Source organism: Erysipelatoclostridium sp. An173, from assembly GCF_002160495.1.
GTDB classification, from domain to species: Bacteria; Bacillota_I; Bacilli_A; order Erysipelotrichales; family Coprobacillaceae; genus Thomasclavelia; species Thomasclavelia merdavium.
Genome location: NZ_NFKR01000019.1, coordinates 14,594 through 33,824 on the forward strand (window position 1 = coordinate 14,594; position 19,231 = coordinate 33,824).

Consider the following 19,231-nt stretch of genomic DNA (forward strand, 5'->3'; position numbering starts at 1 on the left):
AAATTATTGTTTATAAATTGTAAAATAAAAGCCAATATTCCTTGAATCACTTCAAGTCTATTGGCTTTTAAATATTTTTAAACTTTTACTACATGTTTGGCCTGCATCCCACGATCACTTTTATAAAGCTCAAATTCAACTAATTCGCCTTCATTTAAAGTTTTATATCCATCTTGTAAGATTTGACTATAATGTACAAATACATCTTTTCCATCGCCACGGTCAATAAATCCAAAACCTTTTTCCGCATTAAACCATTTTACTTTTCCTTGCATTTCATTCACCCCTTTAATCATCTGGTCAACTTTAGTATATTACTATTATTTTTTAAGATAAATTAATTTCACTCGACAAAAAATGCATCGTTACCTTTTTTAGCTTATTTTGGCTTATTCATTGTCAAAATAACAATCAATAACTAAAAAAACAAATAAAATTATCATATTTTAACTAAACAAAAATAAAACATCAACGAGACAAATTTATCACCAATTTAAGACAAAAATCACCACAATTTGCGTTATAATATAGTCAGGTGATAAAGATGATTTGTCCACGATGTAAAAATCAAGATCCAAAATATTTTTATACTTTCAACCAAATAACATATTGCCGTAAATGCATTAATGTTGGTAGCAAACAAATAGTCAAAAACAGCTTTAATCTGCCAAAAGCCAAGATAGATTATCATTTAGACTATCAGCTAACCCCCTTACAACAAAAGATTTCTAAAGATCTTTTAAATCGCTATATTAACAACAAAAATACTAATTTAAAAGCGGTATGCGGTGCCGGTAAAACAGAAATAACCTATGAAGTAATCAAATATGCCCTTAACAATAATCATTGTGTTTGTTTTACGACCCCACGTAAGGAATTAGTAATTGAATTAGCTAATCGAATTCAAAGTCAATTTTCAAACATTGACATTACATGTGTTTATGGTGGTCATACCAAAATCACCTCAGGACAATTTATTATTTGTACAACTCATCAGCTTTATCGATATCCCAATACTTTTGATTTATTGATTTTAGACGAACTAGATGCTTTCCCATATGCCAACAATGACGTTCTTCAAAGTATTTTAGAAAATAGTATTAAAGGTAACTATATTTATATGTCAGCAACAATGAATGATAACCCGGATTTATTAATGACTAAACGTTATCACGGTCACTTATTAGACATCCCTAAATGTTATATCACACCTAACTGGCTCGCTTACATAATTGCTGTTTTTAAAATAAAAGCAAATGTAAAAAACAGCAAGCCTACAATAGTTTTTGTTCCCAGTATTAAACAAACTTACAAATGCACTAAAATCTTTAAATTATTTAAGCTGAAGTGTTTAGAATGTAGTTCTAAAACTACTAAAATTGAAAAAAGATTAGCTGCTTTAAAAAACGGAAAACTTGATGTTATCGTTGCAACAACAATATTAGAGCGCGGAATTACCGTTGATAATGTTCAAGTAATTGTTTTACAAGGCAATAATCGTGTTTTCAATCAAAGCACCTTGATTCAAATATGTGGACGAGTGGGACGAAATATAAATCACCCAAATGGCTCGATAAGTATTTTTACCCCATATAAAACTAAGGCGATAAAAAAATGCATATCTACAATAAAGCAAGACAATGCTTAATTTGTTTTCAAGAAATTGAAAGCCAGCCTAGTTTATATCATTTTTGTCACCAGTCATCACTATGTTTAGATTGCCTTAACAAATTTGATATCTATAATCAACAACACTACTTTCACAATTATCCTTTGACTATTTTATATTATTACAATAGCTTTTTTAAAAAAATATTATTTCAATACAAAGGACAAGATGATTATGCTTTAAAAGATGCCTTTTTAAATCCTTTCTATGATTTTAAAACCCGATATCGGCGTCACTTAATTGCCATTGTTCCTAGTAGCGATGAAGATAATAAGCGACGGGGTTTTAATCCTAATGAAATGATCGTTCAAAGTTTTAGTAATAATATTTTTACTGGTTTATATAAAACTTCTTCATATAAACAAGCTAGTCAAAACGATCGTAGTTTAATTAAACAGCATATCAAAATTAAAGATGGTCATCGATTATTTAATCAAGATGTAATTATTTTTGATGATGTTATTACATCTGGTAATACTATCATGGCTTGTGCAAATCTAATTGCATCTTTTCACCCCAAATCGATTTCAATCATTGTTTTGGCAAGTAATCAAATTGATAATTTGTTTACATGATATCACACACCAGATATTTCACTAATGATATGTAATATAGTGATAAAGAAAATAGTGGCATCACGCCACTATTTTGCTTCTAATTCTTTTTTGAAACTTTCAAGATCAATTTTAATTTTTTTTAAAGTATCAAAAACCCAGTCAAGTCGTTCGTCTGGAATTGCTGATTTATAAATATTAGCTAATTCACGATGAAAATTTTCATGAACTACTAAAGCTTCATGCCCTTTTTTGGTTAATTTCAATAAAAAAACTCGTTGATCTTTTGTAGAACGTTCTTTAACTAAAAATCCCTTTTCAGCTATCTTTTTTACAGCAGTTGTTAAAGTACCTACAGTAATATGCAATTCTTTAGCAACATTTGTCATTGAAGGAAAATCGACTTTATCAATGGCATCAAGAACATGGGTTTCACTCATCGACAATTCTTTAAACTTACCTTTTTTTAAATATATTTCTTGAATTGCCATTGCTTCGTTAAAAACTGCTACTACGGTTTCAATTGCATCTAAACGTCTACTCACTTCTATCACCACTTTAATTGTACCTTATTTTTTTGAGAAATAAAACAATTATTCACCAAATAAAAAACAGCCTTTACTAATTCACACATTTCGATTTATAATAATTTTGAAATGGGGAATTTTATGAAAAACAGATTAACAAAAATATTAGATTCAAAAAGATTTAAGTTAGTTTTATTATTGGAGGGATTAATTGTTGGTATTGCCAGTGGTTTTATTATTGTTGGCTATCGAGTTTGTTTAAGCCAGGGTGCCCTGTGGCTTAATAAAATTTTAACCTTTTGTAAAGAATCAATTTTTACAATTGCATTATGGTTTGTAATTTTAATAATACTTGCTAAGATCGTCTCTAAACTAGTGACTTTTGAACCCTTGATATCAGGAAGTGGTATTCCACAGCTTGAAGGTGAACTTAGTGGTAAAATTGATGCTAACTGGTGGCGAGTTTTAATATGTAAATTTGCTGGTGGCTTTTTATCAAACATTGCCGGTCTAGCATTAGGACGTGAAGGTCCTTCTATCCAGTTAGGGGCAATGACTGGTAAAGGAATTGGTCATATTTTAAAAAGAAATAAAACTGAAGAACGATATTTATTGACATGTGGGGCTAGTGCCGGTTTGGCTGCCGCCTTTCATGCTCCATTAGCTGGTGTAATGTTTGCTTTAGAAGAAGTTCATAAACATTTTTCCGCACCATTATTAGTATCGGTAATGACTTCATCAATTGCTGCAGATTATGTAATGAGCCAGCTTTTAGGAATGGATCCTGTTTTTAATTTTAATGTAGTTAGCACCATCCCAACTAATTATTACTGGATGTTATTAATTTTAGGAGCTGTTTTAGGATTATTAGGCGCTTTTTATAATAAATCATTGCTTTACATCCAAAATCTCTATAGTCATTTTAATCTGACTCCTTTTAAAAAATTATTAATTCCTTTTATTTTAGCAGGAGTTTTAGGGTTTACTATTCCAGAATTAATCGGCAATGGTGATACATTAGTTGACTTATTAACAGAAGGTAAACTTACAGTTTCCTTGATCTTATTTTTTCTAATTGGCAAATTTCTATTTGCTCAAATTAGTTTTGGTTCTGGCGCTCCAGGCGGAATTTTCTTCCCGTTATTAGTTATTGGCTGTATGATTGGGGGACTAATGGGTAATCTTGCTCATATTTATCTTGGTTTAGAAGCCCAATATATCAATAATTTTGTTTTACTAGCTATGGCTGGTTATTTTACCGCAATCGTTAGAGCCCCAGTGACTGGAATAATTTTAATTTTTGAAATGACCGGTTCACTAAATCATCTTCTTTCAATTGCTTTAGTTACAATCGTTGCTTATATCGTAGCTGATTTATTAAAAGCTGAACCAATTTATGAAAGTCTATTAACAAATTTATTGAAAAAACGGAATTTCCCTATCCCACAAGGAGTTGGTGAAAAAGTACTTTTAGATTTTATGATTGTTCCTAATTGTAAGCTTGAAAACTGTCTTTTAAAAGAAGTTGATTGGCCTAGTCAATGTTTAATTGTATCTTTACAACGTGATGGAAAAGAATTTATTCCTCGTGGCGATACATATTTAAAAAGCGGTGATAGTATTATCGTTATGTGTGATAAAGCACAGGAAAGCTTGATCTATGATCAAGTATCTGAATTGATTAGTTAAACGTGAGATTAAAACTCACGTTTTATTATATAAAAAATCACTGACAAACAATGCCAGTGATTATAAGATTTCTATTATAAATAATGGTACTGATGTTCCCATTTGCTTTCAAGAAAATTGGTTGCCACATTTTTAGCTGTCTTTAAATCCATAAATGTATAATTACCACATTCTTCTTTTTTAGCCCCCGGAATTTCTTGATCCCAGTTGGCAATTTGGATAAAAGTTTCTTTAACAAGTTCAATAACTGTATCAAAATCTAAATCTTTAGTAATTAAATAAAACCCTGTCATACAACCCATTGGCCCGAAATAAATTATTTTATCACGGTACTTACCATTTCTTAATAACGTTGCCCCAATATGTTCAATTGTATGAGCTGCTTCTGGTTTTAAAGCCGGTTCGATATTTGGTGAAGTCATACGAATATCATAAGTAGTTAAATTATCATCAACTCGAGAAATATAAACTCCCTTAGTTAATTTAGTATGGTCAACACTAAAACTTGTTATTCGTTCCATGATAACCCTTGATATTTACGTATATATTGATATCCAATACCGCCAACACCCATATGTGCACCAACTACAGCTGGTAACTCACGAACTGTAATATAACAATCTCCAATTCTTTTAATTAATTCTTCTTTCATTTGATTTGCAAGATCATTAACTAAAACATGTTCAATGGCAATAACATAATCTTTATTATTAACTCCACAATCATTAACTAAATGATCAATAATTCTTAAGTTTGCTTTTTTTACTGTTCTTACTTTATCAAAAGTATCAATCTTACCACCAAGTTTATAATTCAGTTTCATAACTGGAACAATTTTTAATAAATTTCCTAAAATAGCAACCGCTGGAGTAATACGTCCGCCTTTTTTTAGATGATCAAGATTAGGAACCATGATCAATGTTCCGGAATCTTCAACCAATAAAGTTAAAATAGATTCAATTTCAGCAACACTTTTACCATCATCAATCAATTTTTTAGCTACTCTAATTAAATAACGCTGAATACAAGCTGTTGCCTTAGTATCAATCAAAGTGATTGGAATTCCCACCATATCACAAGCTAACTTCATCCCATTTAAGGTAGAAGATAAACCAGTAGCAATTGGTAAACCAATAATATGGTCATAACCTGCATCTTTGATTCTACGAACTGTTCTTTGGATTGAACCAGTTGATGGTTGTGATGTTAATACCATCTCATTAGTTCTTTCCATACGCCGAAAAACTTCCTCGGCACTTATTTCTTCTAAATCTAAATATGACTGTTCTCCCATTGTTATTGTAAGAGGAACAATATAAATTCCCTCAGCTTCTAATGATCCGATTGGAAATTGACAACCACTATCAGCTAAAACTGCTATCTTTTTCATAGTATGCCTCCTATAATTACGTTTCTAATATACCAAATTTATTAACTTTTTGCTAGTAATATGTGTTATGATAATAAAGAAATGAGGGATTAGATGAAATCAGTACGTGAAATTACCGTTTATCGCTGGACGATTAAAAAATCAGAATTTATTTGTACTTTAATACCTTGCAATAATGAAGCACAAATTAATGATATAATTGATGAATATAAACAAAAATATCATGATGCTACTCATAACTGTGTTGCATACATCGTTCAAAATGCTAAAAGAGCTAATGATGATGGTGAACCTAGCGGTACTGCCGGCTTACCAATGTTGGATGTTTTAGAAAAAAATGACTTATCTAATGTTATTGCAATTGTAACCCGTTATTTTGGTGGAATCAAACTAGGGGCTGGCGGTCTAACTAGGGCATATCGTCAAAGTGTTGCCGATGCTTTAAAAGAAGCAGACATCGTTGAAAAACATCTGGTACCACTATATAAAATTACAATTGATTATTCTTATACTAAAAAATTTGATCATCTTTTAAAAGTTCATCAAATAAAATGTATAAATAAAGAATATTTAGATTGTGTTAATTATTATTGTTATCTAGAAAATCTGGATTTTTTAGATGTCGTTCAAGATTTAACTAATAACACCTACAAAAAAGAATATCTTCATGATGACTATATTGAACAAAATTCATGAAAAGGTCATAAAAAAGAGTATAATACTTAATAAGAGGTGAAAATCAATGAATGAGATTAATAAAATTTATCAACAACACGTTACTCATGAACTAAAATTAGTCAGTACTCCTGACCATGCCATTTTAAACAAGGATAAAGTAGAAGCTAAAGTTTTAGCATTCTTATGTGAACTTGGTAAATTTGGTGAAGAAGCACATATTTTTAGTTTCTGGGATAATTCTTCAACTAATAGTAAGGATTTAATTGATTATTATATTGATGGATTGCATATGTTAATGTCAATTGGTTTTGAATTGCATGTTGATAATTTAAAAAATTATCAGGAAATAAATGACCAGATTAGTATCGCTAATCAATTAATCAAAGTTTATCAAAATGCTTTAAAAATCAATGAAACATATACTTTTGAAGCTTTCCAAAATTGTGTTGATGATTATTTTACGTTAGGATTTAAAGCTGGTATTGATTTTGATACTATTTTAGAAAACTATATCAAAGAATAAAAATAAGGCCTGTAAAACTGTATTAATTACAATTTTATCTGGCCTTTTATTAACTAATCCTTCAAATCAGCAATTTCTCCCATATCCGGCAACCAAATATGATCAGCATTTATTTTAGTAGTATTTGTTTCTTGTTCTTTCCAGGTTGAAGCAATCTTGCCTTCTAATTGACCACGAACACTTTGAAAGCGTAAACTGCAAAATTCTTTAAAAGTTTCTATCCCTAGTAAATAATCTTCATAACTACAAAAAGCAGTTGGATCTTTTTTTACATAAGGAGCAATCATTTTAGTTGTTTTAGCTATTTTCTTTTCAAAATAACCATTTCCATAATACTCTTTTACAAAATAATCAAAATATTCATGATACTTTTTATAATAATCATCATTTTTCATTACATGATGGTATAAAGGACGATTTTTCATAATTGTTCCTGAAGCTGGCGTATTAATTGGATAATTAACATATAACGTTGCATCATTAATAGGATTAGGCATTCCAAGTGAATAAGTAGCAAAAGCTAAATTATAATCCCAAGGAATCATTGTCATAATACCATCTTCTTCATACAAAAAATAATTATGACCAGTTCGCCCTAAATAACTATCCATATTTACAACAAACACTTGAACCACAAAATATGCTAACACTTCATCAATATTAACTGCTGTTTCTAAGTTTTTGCCACTATCAAGTATTTTAATTGCTTCAATCAATCTTTTTTTATCTTCCAATGTAATATCAAATCGAGCATTATTAAAAATATTATTATAATTTTCAACATCATCACCAATATATTTAAGGGCAATATCAGCATTTTCATCATCTAAGCTTCGATAACCTGGTTTATATAATTTACCATAATTTTTGCCAAAGTTTCTTTTTACAAATGCTTCTTCTACTTCTTCAATCGCTAAAAAAAGCCCCCAATCCTTATCATTAATAGTTACCCAGGTATAACTACACAACGATGATGGTACTTCCATAAAACTCATCATCTGATAAGTCATATAGTTTTTTAGATAACTATTATCCTGAAACGAACAATCTAATGACATTTTATCCAAACCATAGTAATTTAAATCCTTATTATAATGATCAAATTCAATTTTCATACTATATCTTGTCAAACCATAACGTTCAACTAAACGTAATGAATTATTTCCTTTTACTCGTAAACCTACATTTTCAAATACTTCACCATCGATCGTAATTGTTGCTTCAACATATTTTTCCTCTTTGGCATTTGCAAAAAAACTTTCCGGATCATTAAACTGCAAATCAATTTGATGAACATAACTATCATCAAATAATTTATTTGCATATGGTGGCATAGAATCAGTTGACTGTAATCCCCATTGTCCTTTAAAAAGTAGTCCAGTTGCAAAAATCAATGCTAAAACTGTTGTTACAATAACAATTTTATCAAAATGTTTATGCCTAATCATAACTTATCCCATATAATCACCATTATAAGAAACTAAAACCGCATATGTGATTCCTTCCATATTCGATAATTCATTTATAAATAAAGCACTTTGATCTTTTATTCTTACTTCATAGTTCAATTCAATTGATTGTTTTTTTATACTTTTACTCTTCAAAGAAAAAGCATCTACCTGTTCTTTAACAAACTGACTTGCTTTTTTTTCAATCTCATCATCTTGACAATGAACAACTAAAATATATGGTCGTAAGACATTTTTCCGATTAGAAAAAATTATCAAAACTAACCCAACCATAACACTGCCAATTACCGCTAAAGGAATTAAACCCGCTGCTAAAACAATACCAGCAGCTATGCTCCAAAACAAAAATGCAATATCCATTGGTTCTTTAATTGCCGTTCTAAATCTGACTATTGATAACGCCCCTACCATCCCTAGTGATAAAACAATATTACTAGTTACAGCTAAGATTACTAAAGTTGTAATCATCGTTAAAGCTATCAAAGTAGTACCAAAACTCGCTGAATACATTAAACCACTATAACTTTTTTTATACACAAAAAAGATAAACAAACCAATACTAAATGCCAATAATAAGGCCACTAGCATATCAAACAAAGAAATTGCTGTAGCATTTTCTAAAAAACTTGATTTAAAAATATCACTAAAATTCATTTTTCCTCTCCTACCAATGTTTCAATCGACATTGAGCAAATTTTGAATATGCTCCTGTTTTTTGAGAAATGCCTTGAACCATTTTTAATACAATATCTGGTAAAAATTCATCATATTTAACTTCTAAAATAGAAACACCTAGATCAGCTGCAATTCCATTTGATAAATCAAAGAAATTCAAAACATTTGTTTCCGTATGTAAATCACGATCAATTGTAATCCTTACATTTCCTGGTAAATAACGATAAGCTTCCCGCCTGTAAAAAACTATTACTGAAGGTTGTAACATTTCCCCTTTGATCTTACTATAAAATTCAATTAATAACGGATTTTCACTAGCCAATAGAAAATCAATATCTCCAGCTAATATTTTTTCAACTTCTTCTTTACTAAGTTGCGCACTTCTTTTAGCACATAATCCATTATTTTTTATCTTTTTTTCTAATCTTATAAAACTAAAATCATTATTATAATAACGTATTCTAAACTTCTCACGTTTTTTAACACCATTCAATTTTTCAAATAACGCTTTATCTTCAGGAGTATCAAAATATAAACTATTAACCTGATACATCCCATCTTCATTGCTATGATCATCTAAGTCAAATAACAATTTTAATCGATTTGAAATCCAAAAATCCTCACCACTATTCATCCGATGTTTTAATTCATGGCGATAAGAAATTGGCTCTTTTTCAAGTAGCATAACTGTTCTCCTTATATTAAATTAGGAGTTTATTTTAATAAACTCCTATACATTTACTTCAACATTAAAAGTGATAATTTCACCACTAATAGCATTTAACTGATAATTATAAATAGCATAAGAATCTTGCATTTGAACATTAAAAATCAAACGATTATCATCACAATCCATATTTGATTGATAGCTAATAACTTCATTTTCAGATACTTTTGCATGTTCTAAAACCTTTTCTTTTACTTCTTCATCGCTTAAATATCCATCATGACTTTCAACACCATCAATTGTAATAGTTTTAAACTGAATATTTTTATAATGAACAAGTGTATTTAAATCATTGATCGTTAAATTAGTTAAATCACTAAACTCATAACTAGGATTGGCATTGATCAACTCTTGAATTAATGTTGCTTTACCAACAGAAATCTGATATTCATCAGCTAATTTTTTTACTTTACTAGAGTAATCAATATCCTGGGAAACTACTGATGCTTGAATTGAATATCCATCTAATACTTCTTTTACATCATTAGCAACCCGTTTTTTCAATTCTTCACGAGTATTACGATCATCCCCTTGAACAGTAACTAAAACAGAGTTTTTAATTTCATCGATATACCCATTTTTAAACATACTACCGATAATAGCATTAACAGCAACATCAATATCAGTATCAATTAGATCCATATCTTTAAGAACTAATTTACCTTCTTCATTATGATAATCAAAATCCGTTACTCGATTTTCATCATTAACTTCTAATTCAATATTAGGATTTACATCAAAAGAAACAATACAACCATCATGTGATCTTTGATTAAAATTAACAGTTACAAAACTTAATATAATTATCATTGATAAACATATCGCACTCATTTTCCAATGACTAACCAGTTTACGATGAGTCTTTTTACTACTAGAAGCCTCTACTTGTTTAACATATTTAATTTCATCTAGTAATTCCTTTTTTATATCATTCATCTGGAGTTGTCGAAATTCTTTTTTTAATTGATCTTTAATTTCACGATTTTTCAATTTTTACACCTCCATGCTATTTCTTAATTTTTTTAATGAGCGATGATATTTACTAAGAACTGTTGATAAGCCAATATCCATGATGCTAGATATTTCTCGAAAGGCAAATCCTTCAATGATATGCAAAACAATAATTTCCCTTTCTTCATTATTTAATAATGTCATCATTTTTTCAATTAAGATTTTATCATGAATTGTTTCTTTCATTCCTTGATCTGGATGATCAATTTCATAATCAACAAGCAGTTCCCGATTAGATTTACGTAAAGACATATAAGTTATATTTCGAGATATCGTTATCATCCATGCTTTAGCATGACTTTTTTGATTATAACGTCCTGCGTTTTTATATATTTGAATAAAAGTATCATGAGTCAAATCTTGGGCATATTCTTTATTACGAACTATACTGTAAATATATCGAAAGATTTCATCATGCATGATATCATATAATTCTGCAAAAACTTCTTGATTTTTTTCTTTTAATAAATTTAATAATTCATCTAATCGTTTATCCTTAACCATCCAACTTCTTTCCTTCCCATTTCAAAAAAATTATAGCAAATTTACAATGTCGCTATGTTAAGCTCATGTAAATTTTGTATTAATTATGTTAAGAAAACGTTGGATTTTACTACGTTTTTCCAATAAATATCTTTACATTACTAAAATTTTACGATCATGATTTTCCACTATTTTTAACCTATAATTTACAATCTTTTTTAAATCATAAATTAATCACTAATTAATCTCAACTTTATAAAAATATCAGGAAAAGTGAATCATATGATTCACTTTTTTTAATCATCGTAATCAGTATCGTCGTAGTTAGTATCCCCATCATCATCGTTATCATCATAATCAGTCACACCATCATTATTTGGTCCATAATCAGTGTCATCATAGTTTGTTACACCATCATTATTTGGTCCATAATCAGTATCATCATAGTTTGTCACACCATCGTTATTTGGTCCATAATCAGTATCATCATAATTTGTTACACCATCATTATTTGGCCCATAGTCACTATCATCATAGTTACCGCCACCAGAATTAGAGCTGGCATTTGGTGTTACTGCTGGTGTTGCTGGTGATGAAGAAGCACTTTCTATTTCTCTTTCGATAACTCCTTTAGAAGCATTGATTTCATATTCGTATTCTTTACCATTACCTTTAAATTCAATTTCATATGTTAAAACACCATTTTCAATATCATAATCAATTTCTAAATCAGCAATTTGATTTTGAGCTAAACCAGCATCACTTAATGCTACTGCTAAAGCTTCATCACTAGTAATGTATTTTGATGTACTAACACTACCTAATAATATATCATCATCATCTTTTCTTTCCATTGACTGATAAATCATGATTAATTCCTGAGCATTTAATTTTACTAAATCTTCAACTTTATAAGCTTTTTGATTATCATCATTTTCATCTAAGATCTTTTCAATTAAAGTAGCTTTACCATAAGAAATATCATATTTTTTAATTAAACTTTCAACATCGTCATCAATATCCATATCTTGTGAAAAGATTGCGCCATCAATTGAATTTTCTTTTAATGATGATTGAATTGTTTCACCTAATTTTTGTTCTAATTCAATTCTTTTATCATCATCATCGTTATCAACTGATAATAAAACAGTATTATTTTCTGTTGATAAATGCCCCTCATCTACTAAAGAATCAACAATTTTATCAACTGCCTTATTAGCATCATCATCTTCAACATCAACTTTTTCTAAAATCTTTTTAGCATCTTCATTTCCAGCACTAATTCCAACTACTTCATCATTCTGATTTAATTCAAATTGGATGCTTGGATTAACATCCATTGTAACTATTGTTTCTGTCTTTGATGCTGTATTGCTACCACAGCCACTCAAGATAACCATTAACATCGTTCCACAAATTAATAAACTAACCTTTTTCATTTTATTTTCCCCTTTCAATTTTCTTTTGTTTTGCTTTTCACTATATCAATGCTTTAATATCCTGCTCTATTGCATAAATTTTAAAATTTTTTATAAAAAATTAAATATAGTAAAAAAATAATTATATACATCAAATATTTGATGTTTTTATTGCTTAAAATTATAAAATAAAAACAGAAGCTTAAAATCATTTAAAAATGATATCCACTTCTGTTTTCATAAATTTAATTTTTAATATCCTAAGAAGCACTTAATGTTGATATTAATTGATTAATTCGTTCTAACCATTGATCAGATTTAGGCAATAATAACATAACCTGTCCACCACTTTGTTTAAAGCCAGGTCGTGTAAATAAACGATTAACTAATTCAAATAATTGATCACCTTTTAATTCTTTACTATATTGTTTTGTAAAAGTAACCTGCATTTTCCCTTTAACTTCAACAATATCTTCTATTATTTCACTATTAGCTAAAATATCTAACTTTCTCTTTTCAATTAATACGGCAACCTCTTTAGGTAATTTACCATAATAATCAATAAATTCTGATTTTAAATGATCGATAGCTACAATTGTCTTAGCCTGATCAAGGCGTTGATATAATTCTAATTTTTCAATATCACTTGAAACATAGTCATGAGGAATATAACCGTCAACATTAACATTAACTGACTTAATTTCTTTTTCCTCATTAACTTTACCCATTTTTTCATTAACAGCTTCTTGAAGAATTTTCATATACATGTCAAAACCAATCGAATCAATAAATCCAGATTGAGTACCACCTAAAATATCACCAGCACCACGAATCGCTAAATCACGCATTGCAATTTTATAACCGCTACCCAATTCTGTAAATTCTTTAATCGCTTTTAAACGTTTACTAGCTTCTTCATTTAAAATCTTGCCTGGATTATATAATAAATAAGCATAAGCACCACGATTACTGCGGCCAACGCGTCCTTTAATCTGGTATAACTGGCTTAAACCAAAACGATCAGCATCTTCAACAATTATAGTATTCGCATTAGGAATATCAATTCCAGTTTCAATAATTGTTGTACAAACCAAAACATTAAACTCTTTATTTACAAAGCGCATCATAACATCTTCAAGTTCATTTTTATCCATTTGACCATGCCCAATCGCCACTTTAGCTTGAGGTACTGCCAAAGAAATATTATATGCAACATTAGCAATTTGGTTAGTTCGATTATATAAATAGAAAACCTGACCATCACGTGCTAATTCACGTTCAATAATCTGTTTAATTAAAACATTACTTTTACCAACCACATATGTTTGTACTGGTTGACGGTTTTTAGGTGGCGTTTCAATTTGTGATAGTCCCCTAATTCCCATCAATGACATTTGTAAAGTACGTGGAATTGGTGTTGCTGTCAATGTTAAAACATCAATTGTTTTTCGATATTCTTTGATACGTTCTTTTTGACGTACTCCAAAACGCTGTTCCTCATCGATACATAATAAACCAATATCTTTAAAAATAACATCTTTAGATAAAATCCGATGTGTTCCCACTAATAAATCGATATTACCTTGTTTTAAATCAGATAAAATCTGTTTTTTATTTTTTGAAGAAGTAAAACGATTCAATAAAGCAATCCTTACTGGAAAATCTTTAAATCTAGCTTCCATGGTTTTATAATGCTGCATCGATAAAATTGTCGTTGGACATAAGAAAGCTACCTGCTTATTAGCTAAGATTGCTTTAAAAGCAGCCCGTAAAGCTACCTCAGTTTTTCCAAAACCAACATCCCCACATAACAAGCGATCCATTGGAGTTGGCTTTTCCATATCAGCCTTTATTTCATCAACTGAACGCTGTTGATCAGGCGTTAATTCATAACCAAATGCCTGTTCAAATTCTAATTGAATTTGATCATCTGGCGGAAAAGCAAAACCAGGCTGGTTAATTCTCGCTGAATAAATTTCGATTAATTTATCAGCAATATCATCAACTTTATTACGGGCCTTAGCCTTAGTCTTTTGCCAATTAGAGCTTCCTAATTTATTAACTTTAGGGATTTTTCCCTCACTGCTTGAATATTTTCTAATTAATTTAAATTGTTCTACTGGGATATATAAAGTATCATTATTAGCATAAGCCACATACAAATAATCTTTATGAAAACCTTGAACCTCTAAAGTTTTGATTCCTAAATACTGACCGATTCCATAGTTGTCATGAACTACATAATCACCAACATTTAACTCTTGATAATCTTTAATTATCTTAGCGTTCTTATATTTTAAATACTTAGGTTTATTTAAATTACGAGTTTTAAATAACTCATTAGCACTGATGATTACTAGTTTTTCATCAACTAACTCAATCCCCGCATTTAATCGATAAATACCAATATTTAATCCTGGATATAATTCATCCTTGATACCAACTAATGTATATAACATTTCATGACGATCAAATAATTCACACATAAGTTTTATTTGATGTTCATCATCTAATGCAATTAATACTTTAGAAACTTTTAGATAATCCCTAATTTCTTTGATCAACAGATTTTCATCATTATTATCTAACATGATACCCCGAGCATTAAAGAAGACATCTTTGTCATCTTTAGCAAACGGATTAAAGAATACTGCATCCTGATCTAAAATTTGATACAAATCACTAAATAAATTTAATCCTTTAACACTTTTACCAATACTAGCTAGTTCTTGATAATAATAAAAGTTTTCTTCTAAGTAATTCTTATATGCTATTTCAATATCATGACGATTTACTTGAATAATTAATGGATCATTAACATACTCCAACAAATTAGCAGTTTGATTAAACAAATTATAATAGCTATACATATTAAAGCTAGTATCATGATTACGTAAATTTTCCTGGTCAATAGCAACCTTGTTTAAATATTCATCCTGATACATTTCTTCTAATTCTTCAAACTGCTGATCACGTAAATCATTTATTTTTCCTAATACTGCTCGTACTTCTTTTTCTTCATATAAAATATCACTAGCAGGTATAATTGTAATTTGATTTACATGTTCAATTGTTCGCTGGCTGTTTTGATCATAGAAACGAATATTATCAATTTCATCATCAAAAAACTCAATTCTAACTGGATTTTCATATTGAATCGAAAAAACGTCAATAACTCCACCACGCTTAGAAAAATAAAATGGCTGATCGACTCGCATCGCATTTTGATATCCCGCATTAATTAATTTTGTTTGTAACTGATAGATATCGATATGATCGCCAACTTTAATATCCAAACAATTATCACAAAATAATTGTTTTGTTGGTAAATATCGAACCAGTGCCTGACCGTGAGTAATTAAAATTTTAGGCTTATTTTGGCTCAATTGATATAATGCATCAATTCTTTGTCCTAATAATTCTGGTGATGAAGCCAATGTTTCAATTCGATATGACTCATCAACTGGAAAAAATAAACAATCCTGTTCATTGATCAAAGCTAATTGCTGATACAATAGATTGGCTTCATATTGATTCGGCTTAATAACAACAATATCTTTTTTCAAGTGCAAAAAGGCACCAGCTATTAATAGTGCCTCATCATTTACATTGTTTACAACGATACTTCCCTGGCCATTAAGCAGAGTCTTAAAAGCCAGATTTTTCTTTAAAATCTCATCTATTTTTTTCATAATTACCTCTAATTATAATGATTCATAGCATAATCAAAATCATGATCCAGACAATCTATAACAGCATCACAAGCTCGATCAATACCTTCCCTAATAGCCGCTGTTTCTTCTTTAGTAAATTTTGATAATACATAATCTACTACTTTTATATAGGGATGACGGTCAATTCCAACACGAATTCGTTTAAAATTCTGTGATGATACATGTGAGATAATATTTTTTATTCCATTATGACCCCCGGCACTTCCACTTTTACGTAAACGTAATTTACCAACCGGCATATCTAAATCATCATAAATAACTAGAATATCATCGATATCAATTTTGAAAAAATTCATTGCAGCAATAACTGCTTCCCCTGATAAATTCATATATGTTTGCGGCTTTAATAAAATAACATCTTCACCATGATATTTAAATTTAGTATATAAACTTTTAAATTTCTTTTGATCAACTGTTACATTTAATTTATCGGCAAGCTCATCAATAACCATAAAACCACAATTATGACGTGTTGCTTCATATTCCTTACCAGGATTTCCTAGTCCAACAATTAATTTCAATTTAATTCTCCTTATCTAATATTATTTAGCTAATACAACGACTGTTTTAGCTCCAATTTGACTATCAGTAATCAATCCATAAAGAAGCTGATAATCAGTTTCGTCATAATCAAACGTAAAATTAGACGGATTAATATAGATTACAAATTTCTGATATTCTCCCTCATCTTGTTTGAGAGTATATTTTAACATCTTAAAGTCAATATTTTCAACTATTATATTTTTTTCTATATCTTCTACCGTAGAATAACGGAAGCATTTATTATTTTTCCTTAATTGAATAATCTTTTTAATGTCTTCAACATCATCTTTATATATATCTCGAAAATCCCAATTTATAGAATTGATATTATCTGGAGAATTATAACTATTACCAATTCCTCCTTTGGTACGATAAAATTCTTGACCAGCATGAATAAAAGGAATACCTTGTGATAGTAATGTTACAATAGTTAAATTTTTCTGCCGTTCTAAAATTCCATTTAACCCTTCTTCAACATTAGAAATATATAATTTATCAAAGATAGTTGCATTATCATGACATTCTACATAATTTATAGATTGATCTGGTGATGTATAACGATTACATGCCATAATACAATTACGTGCTCGTTCAGTTTCATAAAGATTTCCAGTAATAAATCCCTTATTAACCAAAACACCATCACTGCTGCCACCTTTAATAACTTCACGAAATTCATCATTGAAAAAACTAATATTTGGCATTTTATAATGATTAAACTGCATCGCCTTTTGATCATCAGGTAAACTAGTTGGCATATTCCATCCTTCACCATAGACCATAAATGATTTATCATATGAATGGCAAATTTGATATACTTGATTTATTGTTTCAATATCAATGATTCCCATTAAATCAAAACGATAACCATCAACACCATAAAAACTTTGCCATCTTCTTGACATATCAATAATATACTTACGAACCATATAATTACAGCTTTCTAAATCATTACCACACCAAGAACCATTTGACAAAGTACCATCCATATTTTTTCTAAAATAATAACCAGGCACAATTCGTTCAAATGGACTAGCATTTACATCATACATATGATTATAAACCACATCCATAATAACTCTTAAACCATGACGATGTAATCGAGCAATCATTTCTTTACACTCTAAAACACGGCTATAACCATCATTAGGATCACTGCAATAACTTCCTTCAGGAACATTATACTGCGCTGGATCATAACCCCAGTTATATAATAGATGAGGCTGATTTTCATCAACCGTTGCAAAATCAAAAATCGGCATTAGCTGAACATGCGTAATCCCTAAATTTACTAAGTAATCTAATCCAGCGTTATTTCCATGTTTAGTAATTAAGCCAGCTTCACTAACACCTAAAAACTTCCCCTTATGTTTACTTGGGCTATTTTCATACATCGTAAAATCACGGACACTAAGTTCATATAAAATGGCATCCGTTTTTTGTTTCAATGGTTTTAAATATTGACGATTCAAATCGATCATACATTTATTCAAGTCAATTATTATACTACTTCTACCATTTGCTGAAGAACTATATGCATATGGATCTAATGCATTAATAAAACTATCATGATGCCTTACTTGATAAAGATATTCACAATTATCATAATCTCCTGATAAATATAAACTAAAAACGCCATTTTCTACTCTTTTCATGTCATAGCTAATGAACTCATGGTTTTTCTTTACCATTACCTTAACCTCTAAAGCAGTTGGCGCCCAAACTTTAAAAACAGTATAATCAGGATAGTAAGTACTTCCTAAATCATGTCCGTCATAATAATTAACTTTCATAAACTCGGGATCATTAATAAGTGGGGTATACTGTAATGTCTCACTTAAACCATAAGCATCTAAAACTTGATAAACTTGTGTAAAATCAATATTGACATCATCAAAAAAATAATGCGTATACTTCTCTTCAACATATTTAGCTGAAATCATAATTTCTTGTAAATCACCAGTCAATACATTGCGTAAATAAAATCTATCTGAATTTCCATCATAATATTGTCTAACTAGTAATACTTCCATTTTGTTTGCTAAAATCATTTTAGCAATCATTCTTACAGCACTATTTTCCATGACATTCATCCTTTCATCTCGAACTCATTATATCTTATCATTTACAATAAGGCAATG

18 protein-coding genes are annotated in these 19,231 nt (G+C 29.5%); 5 read left to right on the forward strand and 13 right to left on the reverse strand.

Annotated elements, in window-relative coordinates:
- Positions 1-77 precede the first annotated feature (77 nt).
- On the reverse strand, positions 78-275 hold the full coding sequence (locus B5F09_RS09050; RefSeq protein ID WP_087300401.1) for a cold-shock protein: 198 nt from the start codon (positions 273-275) through the stop codon (positions 78-80).
- A 269-nt stretch (positions 276-544) separates the two neighbouring features.
- On the opposite strand from B5F09_RS09050, the gene B5F09_RS09055 reads away from it, so the two are divergent.
- Both B5F09_RS09055 and B5F09_RS09060 read left to right on the forward strand, forming a co-directional pair.
- Entirely contained in the window at positions 545-1,648 is a 1,104-nt protein-coding gene (locus tag B5F09_RS09055; RefSeq protein ID WP_087373729.1) for a helicase-related protein, read from the forward strand.
- Complete coding sequence (locus B5F09_RS09060; RefSeq protein ID WP_087373730.1) at positions 1,615-2,244, forward strand: ComF family protein; 630 nt, start codon at positions 1,615-1,617, stop codon at positions 2,242-2,244. The genes B5F09_RS09055 and B5F09_RS09060 overlap by 34 nt, the downstream gene beginning before the upstream one ends.
- Positions 2,245-2,312: 68 nt before the next feature.
- Here B5F09_RS09060 and B5F09_RS09065 read toward each other — a convergent pair whose 3' ends face one another.
- Positions 2,313-2,768 carry a MarR family winged helix-turn-helix transcriptional regulator gene (locus tag B5F09_RS09065; protein ID WP_087300407.1) on the reverse strand — a complete coding sequence of 152 codons (456 nt, stop codon included), beginning with the start codon at positions 2,766-2,768 and terminating at the stop codon, positions 2,313-2,315.
- 123 nt (positions 2,769-2,891) lie between these two features.
- Here B5F09_RS09065 and B5F09_RS09070 point away from each other — a divergent pair, with 123 nt between their 5' ends.
- On the forward strand, positions 2,892-4,439 hold the full coding sequence (locus tag B5F09_RS09070) for a ClC family H(+)/Cl(-) exchange transporter (RefSeq protein WP_087373731.1): 1,548 nt from the start codon (positions 2,892-2,894) through the stop codon (positions 4,437-4,439).
- Between the two features lie 74 nt (positions 4,440-4,513).
- Here the strand turns inward: B5F09_RS09070 and B5F09_RS09075 are convergent, their stop codons facing one another.
- Both B5F09_RS09075 and B5F09_RS09080 read right to left on the reverse strand, forming a co-directional pair.
- On the reverse strand, positions 4,514-4,960 hold the full coding sequence (locus B5F09_RS09075; RefSeq protein ID WP_087300411.1) for an S-ribosylhomocysteine lyase: 447 nt from the start codon (positions 4,958-4,960) through the stop codon (positions 4,514-4,516).
- Positions 4,948-5,829, reverse strand: a complete 882-nt coding sequence (locus B5F09_RS09080; RefSeq protein WP_087373733.1) for a DegV family protein — start codon at positions 5,827-5,829, stop codon at positions 4,948-4,950. Before B5F09_RS09080 ends, B5F09_RS09075 begins: the two co-directional genes overlap by 13 nt.
- Positions 5,830-5,922: 93 nt before the next feature.
- Here B5F09_RS09080 and B5F09_RS09085 point away from each other — a divergent pair, with 93 nt between their 5' ends.
- Positions 5,923-6,525 carry a YigZ family protein gene (locus tag B5F09_RS09085; RefSeq protein WP_087373735.1) on the forward strand — a complete coding sequence of 201 codons (603 nt, stop codon included), beginning with the start codon at positions 5,923-5,925 and terminating at the stop codon, positions 6,523-6,525.
- A 46-nt stretch (positions 6,526-6,571) separates the two neighbouring features.
- Positions 6,572-7,030, forward strand: coding sequence for a dUTP diphosphatase (locus B5F09_RS09090; protein WP_087373737.1), 459 nt, complete (start codon positions 6,572-6,574; stop codon positions 7,028-7,030).
- A gap of 53 nt (positions 7,031-7,083) precedes the next feature.
- On the opposite strand, the gene B5F09_RS09095 is transcribed toward B5F09_RS09090, so the two are convergent.
- The 9 genes from B5F09_RS09095 to pulA form a co-directional block, all read right to left on the reverse strand.
- On the reverse strand, positions 7,084-8,478 hold the full coding sequence (locus B5F09_RS09095) for a CotH kinase family protein (RefSeq protein ID WP_087373738.1): 1,395 nt from the start codon (positions 8,476-8,478) through the stop codon (positions 7,084-7,086).
- A gap of 3 nt (positions 8,479-8,481) precedes the next feature.
- Positions 8,482-9,153, reverse strand: coding sequence for a DUF4956 domain-containing protein (locus tag B5F09_RS09100; protein WP_087373740.1), 672 nt, complete (start codon positions 9,151-9,153; stop codon positions 8,482-8,484).
- Positions 9,154-9,163: 10 nt separating this feature from the next.
- Entirely contained in the window at positions 9,164-9,859 is a 696-nt protein-coding gene (locus B5F09_RS09105; RefSeq protein WP_087373742.1) for a polyphosphate polymerase domain-containing protein, read from the reverse strand.
- Between the two features lie 45 nt (positions 9,860-9,904).
- Positions 9,905-10,891: a PepSY domain-containing protein gene (locus B5F09_RS09110; RefSeq protein ID WP_087373743.1), complete on the reverse strand. Its 987-nt coding sequence runs from the start codon at positions 10,889-10,891 to the stop codon at positions 9,905-9,907.
- A gap of 3 nt (positions 10,892-10,894) precedes the next feature.
- Complete coding sequence (locus B5F09_RS09115) at positions 10,895-11,416, reverse strand: RNA polymerase sigma factor (protein ID WP_087300425.1); 522 nt, start codon at positions 11,414-11,416, stop codon at positions 10,895-10,897.
- A 275-nt stretch (positions 11,417-11,691) separates the two neighbouring features.
- Positions 11,692-12,834, reverse strand: a complete 1,143-nt coding sequence (locus B5F09_RS09120; RefSeq protein ID WP_087373744.1) for a PepSY domain-containing protein — start codon at positions 12,832-12,834, stop codon at positions 11,692-11,694.
- Between the two features lie 239 nt (positions 12,835-13,073).
- Positions 13,074-16,505 carry a transcription-repair coupling factor gene (gene mfd, locus B5F09_RS09125; RefSeq protein WP_087373745.1) on the reverse strand — a complete coding sequence of 1,144 codons (3,432 nt, stop codon included), beginning with the start codon at positions 16,503-16,505 and terminating at the stop codon, positions 13,074-13,076.
- 8 nt (positions 16,506-16,513) lie between these two features.
- Positions 16,514-17,068, reverse strand: coding sequence for an aminoacyl-tRNA hydrolase (gene pth / locus B5F09_RS09130; protein WP_087373747.1), 555 nt, complete (start codon positions 17,066-17,068; stop codon positions 16,514-16,516).
- A gap of 21 nt (positions 17,069-17,089) precedes the next feature.
- The gene (gene pulA / locus B5F09_RS09135) at positions 17,090-19,174 is read right to left on the reverse strand and encodes a type I pullulanase (protein ID WP_087373749.1); all 2,085 of its coding nucleotides are present in this window, start codon (positions 19,172-19,174) and stop codon (positions 17,090-17,092) included.
- Positions 19,175-19,231: the final 57 nt, after the last annotated feature.